6 protein-coding genes and 1 pseudogene are annotated in these 10,865 nt (G+C 74.5%); 4 read left to right on the forward strand and 3 right to left on the reverse strand.

The annotated features are described in order from the left end of the window. Together IO39_RS58445 and IO39_RS42255 are read right to left on the reverse strand one after the other, a co-directional pair. Window positions 1-82 (reverse strand): annotated as a pseudogene (locus IO39_RS58445) (hypothetical protein); the annotation flags it as partial. 157 nt (window positions 83-239) lie between these two features. Next, window positions 240-1,514 (reverse strand): phytase, encoded by a 1,275-nt coding sequence (locus tag IO39_RS42255; RefSeq protein WP_043636921.1) that lies wholly within the window; start codon window positions 1,512-1,514, stop codon window positions 240-242. Between the two features lie 191 nt (window positions 1,515-1,705). On the opposite strand from IO39_RS42255, the gene IO39_RS59290 reads away from it, so the two are divergent. From IO39_RS59290 to IO39_RS42265, 3 genes are all read left to right on the forward strand, one after another. Continuing rightward, the gene (locus IO39_RS59290; protein ID WP_211267375.1) at window positions 1,706-1,951 is read left to right on the forward strand and encodes a GNAT family N-acetyltransferase; all 246 of its coding nucleotides are present in this window, start codon (window positions 1,706-1,708) and stop codon (window positions 1,949-1,951) included. Between the two features lie 350 nt (window positions 1,952-2,301). Next, window positions 2,302-2,601: a hypothetical protein gene (locus tag IO39_RS42260; protein ID WP_157549725.1), complete on the forward strand. Its 300-nt coding sequence runs from the start codon at window positions 2,302-2,304 to the stop codon at window positions 2,599-2,601. Between the two features lie 354 nt (window positions 2,602-2,955). Beyond that, on the forward strand, window positions 2,956-5,184 hold the full coding sequence (locus IO39_RS42265) for a rhamnogalacturonan lyase family protein (protein ID WP_084774495.1): 2,229 nt from the start codon (window positions 2,956-2,958) through the stop codon (window positions 5,182-5,184). Between the two features lie 124 nt (window positions 5,185-5,308). On the opposite strand, the gene IO39_RS42270 is transcribed toward IO39_RS42265, so the two are convergent. Next, entirely contained in the window at window positions 5,309-9,244 is a 3,936-nt protein-coding gene (locus IO39_RS42270) for a WD40 repeat domain-containing protein (RefSeq protein WP_052424108.1), read from the reverse strand. Window positions 9,245-9,758: 514 nt separating this feature from the next. Here IO39_RS42270 and IO39_RS42275 point away from each other — a divergent pair. Further along, complete coding sequence (locus tag IO39_RS42275) at window positions 9,759-10,364, forward strand: hypothetical protein (RefSeq protein WP_043636925.1); 606 nt, start codon at window positions 9,759-9,761, stop codon at window positions 10,362-10,364. The last annotated feature ends 501 nt before the right edge of the window (window positions 10,365-10,865 follow it).

Raw genomic sequence — 10,865 nt, forward strand, 5'->3', positions numbered from 1 at the left:
GGGTGTAGCCGCCGGCCAGCCAGTGCACCACGTCCAGGTCGTGGGCGGCCTTCTGCAGCAGCAGCCCGCCGACGTGCGCGCGCTCGGCGTGCCAGTCCTATGCTGGGTCGGCGTCGACGGTCGGCGGTCGGGGGGCGCGGGCACGTGCGGGCATACGGCCGCCACCCGCCGGCAGGAGACGGGTGGCGACCGATGGACGGGCGGGTGGTGGACGGGCGGGTGGTGGACGGGGGCGATGGTCAGTCGCGCGGGTCCCAGCCCTCGGTGTCGACGTCGAGGCCGAGCTCGTCGGCGATGTCCTCCCAGTCGGCGAACTTGAAGTTGGTGTTCTCGCGGTCGGGCACCTCGGGCGTGTTGGCGCCGTCGTGAGCGATGAACAGGCCCTCCTCGAAGTCGCCGAGCGGCACGTTCAGCACGGCGGTGCCGTCGCTGTGCTCGGCGCCGTCGATGCCGTTGCCGGCGCCGATCCGGAACTGGCCGAGGTAGGCGTTGCCGGACTCGCGGCGGTAGACGGCGAAGGTGTCGTCGCCCTGGCTGGAGGCCAGCAGGTAGCCCCTGCCGTCGTCGCGGTAGTAGATGGTCAGCCCTTCGGCGTCGGCCGACAGGTGCGCGCCGCCGTAGCCGGGGTCGGCGCCGGGCGTGCACTCCTCGGTCTCGGGGTCGTAGGTGCCGGGAACGCCGAACTCCTTGACCTTGTCGATGAGGACGGGCGCGCCGGTGAGGTCGGCGCGCATCCGCCAGATGCCGACGTCCTCCTGGGCGGCGTAGAGCACGTCCCGCTGCTGGTCGACGACCATGCCCTCGACCTGGGCCAGCTCGTCCGGCTCCAGGCACGGGGTCCAGGTCGTGCCGTTGGGCAGGGTGAAGGAGGCGGGCAGGTCGATGCTGCGGACCGCCCGGTAGCCGACCTTGCCGCCCGGCGTGGCCACCAGCCTGAACAGGCCGATGGAGGTCTTGTGGCGGCGGCTGACCAGGGCGTAGGTGCCGGTGGAGTCCTTCCAGACGGTCAGTCCGTACCCGGTCTCCTGCTCGTTGACCTCCGCCTGGGTGGCGTTGAACAGGAACGGCACGGCCGGGTCGGTGACGTCGGTGAGGCGGCCGTCCTTGATGGCGTAGAAGCGGAGCTGGTCGCGGCCCCGGTCGGAGACGACGGCCAGGTCCTTGCCGGCGAAGCCGTAGGCGGTGTCGACGTTGTTGAACCGGCCGTTCTCGTCGTCGGGGCCCGGCGCGGCGGGGGCGTCGAAGTGCTGGAGCAGCCGCCCGCCGAGGTCGTAGACGTTCAGGCCGCCTTCCTTGGCGGTGGTGACGACGACGCTGTCCTCGTCGTCGTCGGGATCGACCCAGATGGCGGGGTCGTCGCCGTTGGCGTTGCCGCCGGCCTCGTCGTCGAACAAGGCGGGGGTCTCGGCCTGCGGGTGGATGGAGGCGATGGTGCTGCCGGCGGCGGGCGCGGCTAAGCCGGCCGCCAGCACGGTGGTGAGGGCTGCCAGCAGCAGGGGGTGGGGGCGGCGCATCGTACTCCTCGCGGGGTGGGAACGGGGTCTGGTGGAGCAAGGACATCGTCATGCCGGGGCGTGCGCGGCGCGCTGCTCCTCATCGCCCGAGGTGCGGCGCGCCGCCCTTGGCCACGGCCGGACGCCGCGGTGGGCTCCACGATGAACGCCGTCTTCCGGCGTTGTCAAGACATCCTCATGTCTAGGTATAGATGTTCTTGTCCGTTCATCTACATGTCAGGACAAATTCTCACCGCAGACCTCCCCCTCATTCAGCCGGAGGGCAGCGCGAAGCGCCGGAAAGGAGCGCGGGACGGGGACGCCGGGCGGGAGCACGGTGTGGCGAACGCCCCTTCCTCCACGTGGCCGAGACCAACACCGGCGCGATCGCCCTCTACGAGCGGCTCGGCTTCCAGACCCGCAGGCCCGTCACCTTCCGCGGCTTCCGCATCCCGTGACCTTCCGGGCTTTCCGCGCCCCGTGACCTTGCGGGGGTTCCGCATCCCGTGACCTTGCGGGCGTGCCGTGCGCCGTGGCCGCCGCCGCTCAGGTGCGGTTGCCCCCGGTCGGCGGGCCCGGCCTGTCTCACCCGCACGGCATGCTGTCCTTGATCATCAGCTGACGAAGGGACGACCATGGCACGCCTGCTCCGCCGCATCGACGATGAGTTGTACGTGGAGTACGGACAGATCGCCCTGGCGGGCACCGACCTCCCCCCGATCACCAGCCCCGAGGGCTACCACTTCATCGCCGCGATCCCCGGGTCCACGAGCCGCCGGCGTCCGGCGGCTCGGCGTCCCACGCCTCCATGCCCTACCAGCAGCGCAGTGCCGAACGCCTGCACCTCGGCAGCTCCCGCCGCATGTGGCGGTGGGAGGACGACATCGTCGACGGCCTGCCGTCCGACGGGAGCCTGGTGGTGGACCGGCGGGTGCACGCCCGCGACCCCTACACCCGGCAGATCTTCGCCTCGGGCATCGTCACGATCCTCCGCCTCGAACGCCACGACGGCCGCGCGAACCGGTACGTCGTGCGGGACGCGGAGCCGCACGAGGCCGCCCGCGTCCTGTGCGCCGAGGCGACGTGGCTGGAGCCCGACCCTCGATGACCCCCGGCACGGGCGTGAAAGTTTCACCTTTTCCCGCCCGTTCCGTCGCGCCCCCGAGGCGCCGTGGCCGCCCGGGTGCCGGCCATGACCAGCCGCCGAGCGGCCATCCGGCCCTGGCGGCCGGTGCGATAAAGCGTATCCCATCAATGACCGTCTCTCTTGACAGAGATCACCCTCCATGCTGCGATAACCCAACAGTAAACGGTTAAATAACAGGCCGTTTCGCCGGCGTTACGTCCATCCGGGGGAGCCCCATGGCGGTGATGTCCCCACCCGACCCCACCCCGAGGCGAGCCGCCCCTCCCACCGCGGCGGCCCTCGCGCACCCCAAGATCGGCCCTTCGAGGAGGTTCAGTGAGACGGCTCACGAGAGTCTCGGTCGCCACGGCGCTGACGGCCGTGCTGGCCGGCGCCACGGCGGTGTTCGCGCTCACCGCGAACGCCGCGACCACCCGTCACGAGGCGGAGAGCCCGCCCGCCGTCTGTGACGGGAGCATCGGCTCCAACCACTCCGGCTTCTCCGGGACGGGATTCTGCGACGTCCGCGGCGGCGCCGGAGCCTCCGTCCAGTTCACGGTCGACGCGCCGGCCCGGGGCAGCGCGACCGTGGACATCAGGTACGCCAACGGCGGCGCCGGCGACCGCCCGGCGGACATCAGCGTCAACGGCACGACCACGCAGCGGGCGGTCGCGTTCGGCGGCACCGGCGCGTGGAACACCTGGGCCACCAGGACGGTCACCGTGCCGCTGAACGCGGGCGGCAACACCGTCCGGCTCGCCGCCACCACCGAGGCCGGGCTGGCCAACATCGACCGCATCGACGTCACGACCGGCGCCACGCCGCAGCCCGGCGCCCGCCGGATGGAGAACCTGGGCCGCGGCGTCGTCGCCGTCCGCTCCGGCGCCGGTGAGGTGCTGGTGAGCTGGCGGCTGCTGGGCCTGGACCCGGACGGCATCGGCTTCAACGTCTACCGCTCCACCGCCGGCGGCGCCGAGGTCAGGCTGAACTCCGCCGTCCTGACCGGCGGGACCAACTTCGCCGACCGGACCGCCGACCTGACCCGGTCCAACAGCTACCGCGTGCGGCCGGTGATCGGCGGGGCCGAGCAGGCGCCCAGCGCGGCGTTCACGCTGGGCGCGAACCACGCCGTCGAACCCGTGGTCCGCATGCCGCTGCGGCCCGGCGGCGCGGTCAAGTTCGTCTGGGCCGGCGACCTGGACGGCGACGGCGAATACGATTACGTCCTGGACCGGCAGACCTCACCGCAGAAGCTGGAGGCCTACCGGCGCGACGGGCGCTTCCTGTGGCAGGTCGACATGGGGCCCAACAGCACCGACCAGGACAACATCGAGGGCGGCTCCGCCACGATCAACGTGGGGCACAACGACGGCGTCACCGTCTACGACTTCGACGGCGACGGCCGCGCCGAGGTGGCGGTGCGCATCGCCGACGGCGTGCGCTTCGGCGACGGAACCACGTTCACCGACAGCGACGACAACCGCCAGCACATCGCCATCCTCGACGGCATGACCGGAGCGCCCCGCGCCACGGCGCCGGTGCCGACCGACTATCTGGCCGACGGCCCGATGTACGCCCGCTTCGGCGTGGGCCACCTGGACGGCGTCACGCCCAGCCTGGTGGCGTTCATGAAGAACCGCATCGGCAACGGCGACTTCAACCTCATGATGGCCGCCTGGAAATTCGACGGCGGCAGCCTGACCCGGCAGTGGAAGTGGCTGCGCGGCGACCGGAACGCGCCCGACGGGCACAACACCCGCATCATCGACGTGGACGGCGACGGCAAGGACGAGATCGCCGAGATCGGGTTCGTGCTCAACGGCGACGGCACCCTGCGCTACTCGCTCGGCCCGGCCGGCATCGTGCACGGCGACCGCTTCCACATCACCGACATCGACCCCGCCAGGCCCGGCCTGGAGGGCTACGGGGTGCAGCAGAGCAACCCCAGCGGCCTGCGCGAGTACTACTACGACGCCCGCGACGGCTCGATCATCTGGCGGCACGTCGAGCCCGGCACCGCCGACGTGGGCCGCGGCATGGCCGGCGACATCGACCCGCGCTTCCCCGGCATGGAGGTCTGGTCCTTCTCCGGCCTCTACAACGCGGCCACCAACCGGCTGACCGAGCCCGACACCTCGCTGCGGCCCTGGCCTCAGATGGGCCTGTGGTGGGACGGCGACCTGACGATGGAGCTGCTCAACGACGGCAAGTTCGAGAAGTGGAACCCGGCCGCCCCCACGCCGACCAACCGGGTGCCGCGCCTGCTGAGCATCTCGGCGTACGGGGCCGTCAGCGCGGCCCAGGGCGTGAACCCCACGCTCGTCGGCGACCTGTTCGGCGACTGGCGCGAGGAGGTCGTCTACACCAGCGCCGGCTTCGACGAGCTGATCATCTTCACCACCGACCGGCCCACCGGCACCAGGCTGTACACGCTGGCGCACAACCCCGCCTACCGCAACGCCATGACGCTCAAGGGGTACATGCAGTCCCACCACCCCGACTACTTCCTCGGCGCCGGCATGGCCCGGCCGCCCCGGCCCGCCATCACCTACGCGGGAAACTGAGCCCGTCTTCCGCACCCGATGTTAAAACGGTTACTCCCCAGGTCCGGGGCCGGGCCTGAGGGAGACCCGCCCGTTCCCGTACGGTCACCGGGAACGGGCGGGTCGTCCGCGTCAGGTGGTCCAATCACCGGCACGGCGGGTCGTAGGCGACGTCCGCGCCGACGTGGCGCTGCCAGGCCTGCCGGGTGAACGACGTCCCGGTGAGCGCGCAGACGCGCCGGACGGCCCGCTCGGGCCGCAGGTCCCACAGCCACGCGTCGCCGTTGGAGGACGCGCTGGCCAGCCGCAGCCCGTCCGGGCCGAACACCGTACGGCTGATCGCGCTCCCGCGCACCACCAGCGGCTGACCGGCGGGGCGGGCCGCGCCGGGGCGGGTCACGTCCCACAGGCGCACGGCGTGGTCCGCGCCGGCGCTGGCCAGCCTCCTGCCGTCCGGGCTGAACGCCACCGACACGGCGGCGCCGGTGTGCGCGGGCGGGACCGGCGCGTGGGCCCTGGCCCGGCCAGGATCGCGCACGTCCCACAACCGCACCGTGCGGTCGTTGCCCGCGCTGGCCAGCGTCGCCCCGTCCGGGCTGAACGCCACCGCCCACACCACGCTGCCGTGCCCGGCCAGCGGCCGCCCGCGCAGGACGGGCCGGCCGGGGTCGCGCACGTCCCACAACCGCACCACCCCGGCCTCGCCCGCCGCCGCGAGCGTCGCGCCGTCCGGGCTGAACGCGACGGAATAGACGCCCGCGCCCTCGGAGAGCGGGCCGCCCCGGGGCGCGGGCCGGTCGGGGTCGGTCACGTCCCACAGACGGATCGTCCGGTCCTCGCCCGCGCTGGCCAGGGTCCTGCCGTCGGGGCTGAACGCCACCGAGAGCAGGTAGGAGGTGTGGCCGGTGAGCGGCCGCCCGCGCAGGACGGGGCGGCCGGGGTCGGTCACGTCCCACAGGCGGACCGCGCGGTCCTCGCCGGCGGAGGCGAGCGTGCGGCCGTCGGGGCTGAACGCCAGCGCGGTCACCGCGTCGGCGTGCCCGGTGAGCGGGCGGCCCCGGGGCGCGGGCCGGTCGGGGTCGCGCACGTTCCACAGCCGTACCGTGCGGTCCTTGCCGCCGCTGGCCAGCGTCGCGCCGTCGGGGGAGAGCGCCACCGTCCAGACCGCGCCGGTGTGGCCCGCGAGCCGGCCGGACGGAAGCTGCCACAGGCGTACGGAACGGTCGTCGCCGGCGCTGGCCAGCGCGGTCCCGTCCGGGCTGAACGCCAGCCCCCAGACGGTGTCGGCGTGCCCGGTCAGCGGCCGGCCGCGCAGGCGGGGGAGGTCGGGGTCGGTGACGTCCCAGACGCGGACGGCCTGGTCGGCGCCGGCGCTGGCCAGCGTCCTGCCGTCGGGGGCGAACGCCACCGCCAGGACCGAGCCCGTGTGGCCGTCCAGCGGCCGGCCCCGCTGGGACGGGCGGTCCGGGTCGCGCACGTCCCACAGCCGCACCGAGGCGTCCATGCCGCCGCTGGCCAGCGTGACGCCGTCCGGGCTGAACGCCACCGCGGCGACCGTGTCGCTGTGCTCGGTCAGCGGCTTGCCGCGCAGGGCGGGCCGGCGGGGGTCGCGCACGTCCCACAGCCGGATGAGCGTGTCGCTGCCGCCGCTGGCCAGCGTCTTGCCGTCCGGGCTGAAGGCAACGCCGGTCACCTGCCTTCCGCCGTGCGCCGCGATCGGCCGGCCGAGCGGGGCGGGCCCGCCCGGGGCGGCCAGGTTCCACATCCGGATGACGCCGTCGCCGTCGCCGCTGGCCAGCGTACGGCCGTCCGGGCTGAACGCCAGCCCGAAGACGAACGCCCGGTGGCCGGTCAGGGGAGCGCCGCGGGCGGCCGGGCGGTCCGGGTCGCCGACCTGCCACAGCCGCACGGTCCGGTCCGCGCCGGTGCTGGCCAGCGTCTTGCCGTCCGGGCTGAACGCCACGTCGGCGACGGCACCGGCATGCCCCTGCAGCGGCCGTCCCCGCGGGACGGCGCGGCCGGGGGCCTCCACGTTCCACAGCCGGATGGCGCCGTCGGCGCCGCCGCTGGCCAGCGTACGGCCGTCCGGGCCGTAGGCCACGGCGTTCACCTCGGCCCGCTGCCCGGTCAGGGCGAGCGGCAGCGGCACCTGCCGCGTGTTGATCAGGCGCGTGTACGTCTCGTCCGCGGGCCGGCCGGCCGGCCGCCGCCGGTCGGCCAGCAGGGTGAGCTGGGCGGACAGCGCCGTGTCGGTGTCGGCGGTGCGGTCGGCCTCCGACAGCAGCCGCTGGTAGACGGCGGTGTCACGCTGGTGCAGCGCCTCCCGCTGCTGGCCGAAGGCGAACACCGCGGCCGTGGAGGCGAGCAGGGCCAGCGCCGCCAGCGCGGCGGTGACGGTGGTGCGCCGCCGCTGCGTACGCCGGCGCTGCCAGATCGCGGCGGCGAGGAACGCCCGGGCGGCGGGGCTGAGCTCGTCCCGGGAGCGGCCCGGATCGGCCTCGGCCCAGGCGCGGGCGGCGTCCAGGCGGCTGCCCCGGTACAGCAGCGCGGTGTCGCGGCCGGTCCGGCTCCACGCGGCGGCGGCCTCCTCCAGGTCCTGGTGCAGCAGCCGGCCGGCCCGGTCGTCGCCGAGCCAGCCGCGCAGCCGGGGCCAGCCGCGCAGCAGCGCCTCATGCGTGATCAGCACGGTGCCGTCGTCCTGGGTCAGCATCCTGGCCCGGGTGAAGGCGTCCAGCGCGGTCGCGGCGGCGGCGGGATCGGCGGCGGCCTCGATCAGCTCCGCCCGGGGGAGCCGGCGCCTGGTGTCCTGCGTGCCGTCGCCGATCCTGACCAGGCGCAGGAACAACGGGCGCGCGGCCTCCTTGGCCTCCGGCGGCAGGTTGGTGTAGACGTCGTCGGCGGTGCGGGCGATCGCGCGGTGGATGGTGCCGGTGTCGCGATAGCCCTGTACGGTCATGGCCGCGCCCCGGTGCTGCAGCCACGTGGCGCGCAGGGCGTGGGCGAGCAGCGGCAGCCGGCCCGGCTCGTACCCGCCCCGGTCGTCCGGGTCCGCCCGGAGCCCGCCATCGATCTCCCGGCCCTGGTCCGGCCCGGGCCCGCCGCCGGTCTCCCGCCTGGGCGGGCCCTCGATCTCCCGGGCGCGGGCGGACTCCGGGTCGTGGCCGACGCCCAGGTCCCGCAGGAGCAGCTCGACCAGGCCGGGCTCGATCTCCAGCCCCGCCGCCCTGGCCGGGTAGATGATCGCCTCCCGCACCTGCTGCGCGGTCATCGCGCCGAGCAGCAGGTGCCGGTCCTGAAGGGCGGCGCGCAGCTCGGGGTGGGCGGCGCAGGCGGGGTAGAAGTCGGCCCGCAGCCCGGCCGCCACCAGCGCCACCGGCGGCTCGCCCGACGGCCCGGGCGCGGCCAGGGCGGCCAGGGCCGCGATGAACGCCTCCCGCTGCCGCCGGTCCGGGCAGAGCGTGAACAGCTCCTCGAACTGGTCCACCACCACGACGACCCGCCGCCCCTCTCCGGCCGGCCCGCCATCCGGCACGTACGGGCCGGTAAGACGTGGGTCCTCCACCGGCGGTCCGGCCGGTTCGGCGCTGCCGGGGCCGGGCTCCAGCAGCCGGCGCAGGAGGGCGACGGCGCGGCCGGGGACGGCCAGCTCGGCGGCCACCTGCTCCTTCCGGCCGCCGATGTGGTGGCGGAGCCGGTCGGCCAGCGCGCCGAAGGGGTCGGAGGTCGGCGTGAGAACCAGGATCGGCCAGGTACGTGAGCCGGGAAGCGCGCCCTCGGCGAGGCGGGGCAGCAGCCCGGCACGCAGGAGAGAGGACTTGCCCGCCCCCGAGGGGGCCACCACCAGTTGCAGCCCGCCCGAGGTCAGGCGGTGGTCCAGCCGGATGAGCAGGTCGGCGATCACCTGGTCGCGGCCGAAGAACCAGCGCGCCTGCCCGGCGCCGAACGCGGCCAGCCCCGGATAGGGGCACTCGCCGGCCTCCTGGTTCGACATGGTGCGGGTCAGGCGCGAGGGGCCGTCGTGGATGACGATGGTCTGGTCACGACCCGCCACATAGGCCATGGCGTCGCCGGAGACCTCCACCCGGACCTCCCGGCTAACCTCCCCACCATCACGGGCCCGTCCCGCGCCCGCTGTCTGCGTCGTGGGCCCAGGGTCTGTCGTTCGCTCCGCGTCTGTGGGCAGTCCCGTGCCGGCAGGCGGCTCCGGGACGTCCGGCTGGGCCGGGCCGGCGGGCTGCCCGGGGTTCGCCGGTTGCCGGGGTGGGGGGTTCATGCGGCGGTGGTGTGCCGGTCATCGGCCGCCCGGAGGGTGTCCCGGCACCCGGGCGCCGTCGCCATCAGCGGACTCATCCCCGTCCTCCTCCACCACGGTCGCGCTTCGTGGAGGCCACCGTACCTGGCTGAATGACGGAGTGTAGGCGAATGAACACGGTTGGTGCGTTCCGCTTGACGGGATCTGTCGGCCTCGCTGGGGGAGGCGCATGTGCGCTCACCGGACGGGGCGGGCGTGCGGAAGGCACACAGCCGCTCGCGCTGGGACGACCTGGTGGAAATTCGCGTGCGGCGGCCGTGCGGCCCGGTGTTGCATAAGCCGGATGATCGACGAACCGCTGGAACGACTTCGCGCCGCCGCCCGGCGCACCCGCGAGCTGGCCGCCGGCCGGGCGGGCACCGGACTGGGCCACGAGGACGCCGACGACGACGTCGGCACGATCGGCACGGACGGCGCCCTCGGGTTCGACCCGTTCCCCCTGCTCGAAGCCCTCCACCGGCACCGCGTACGGGCCGTGGTGATCGGGCAGGTGGCCGGCATCATGCACGGCTCCGCCGAGCTGACCGGCGACCTGGACCTGCTCTGGGACGGCGTGCCGGCGCACGCCCCGGCCCTGGCGGCCGCGTTCGCCGCCGCCGGCGCCCGGCTCGCCGACGAGTCGGGTGTCCCCGTGGCGACCCGCCCGGAGTCCTTCCTGCGCCCCAAGGTGCAGTTCACCTCGCCCGGCGCCGGCGGCGACTGCTGCACCCCGGCGCTCCCGTGGGGCGGCTTCCGCGTCGGAGAGGTGCTCGGACGCGCGATCACCACCGTCGGCCGGGACGGCCTGGAGGTCCACTACGCCTCCCGGGAGGACCTGATCGGGATGCGCCGCGCCCTGGGCCGCCCCAAGGACCTCCGGCGGGCGGAGGAACTGGAAAGGGGCGCCTGAGGAAGGGGCGGCGACGGCTGAGGCAGCACTGCCACTTAGACAGCGCGGCGGCCCGCCCCGTGACAGTCGCCCCGTGACAGTCGCCCCGTGACAGTCGCCCCGTGACAGTCGCCCCGTGACAGTCGGGCGCGGCGTCAGGGGCGACGCCGGCGGTGGGCGGGCGCGAAACTTTCACGGGGGCGGGGCGGGGGGCTCCGGAGGGGCGGGGCGGGGGTGAAAGAGCACGTACGCGACGTGGCGCGGCGCCGGCACGGGGACGGCAGGACGGTGGCGGACGGCCTTCGCGCGGCCGGGGGAGTGCGGCCCATCCCTTGACGGCCCCGGTGTTCACGCTAACAATGGCTCACAACTCGCCCCGGCCTTCTTTGAGCACCACGCTTCATCCAACGATGTTAACGCTAACATCGAGAGGGGTCCTCATGACCGGCTCCGCCCCCCACCCCGCGCCGGCGGCGGCGAACGCGGCCGCCAGGGCCGGGGCGTGCGCCGGCACGCCGTCCC

Source organism: Nonomuraea candida, assembly GCF_000725485.1.
In the GTDB taxonomy this organism is placed as follows: Bacteria; Actinomycetota; Actinomycetes; order Streptosporangiales; family Streptosporangiaceae; genus Nonomuraea; species Nonomuraea candida.

Coding starts and splice junctions, on each gene's coding strand:
- IO39_RS42255 (WP_043636921.1), bottom strand. CDS start 1,514: ATGCGCCGCCCCCACCCCCTGCTGCTGGCAGCCCTCACCACCGTGCTG.
- IO39_RS59290 (WP_211267375.1), top strand. CDS start 1,706: ATGTTCTTGTCCGTTCATCTACATGTCAGGACAAATTCTCACCGCAGA.
- IO39_RS42260 (WP_157549725.1), top strand. CDS start 2,302: ATGCCCTACCAGCAGCGCAGTGCCGAACGCCTGCACCTCGGCAGCTCC.
- IO39_RS42275 (WP_043636925.1), top strand. CDS start 9,759: ATGATCGACGAACCGCTGGAACGACTTCGCGCCGCCGCCCGGCGCACC.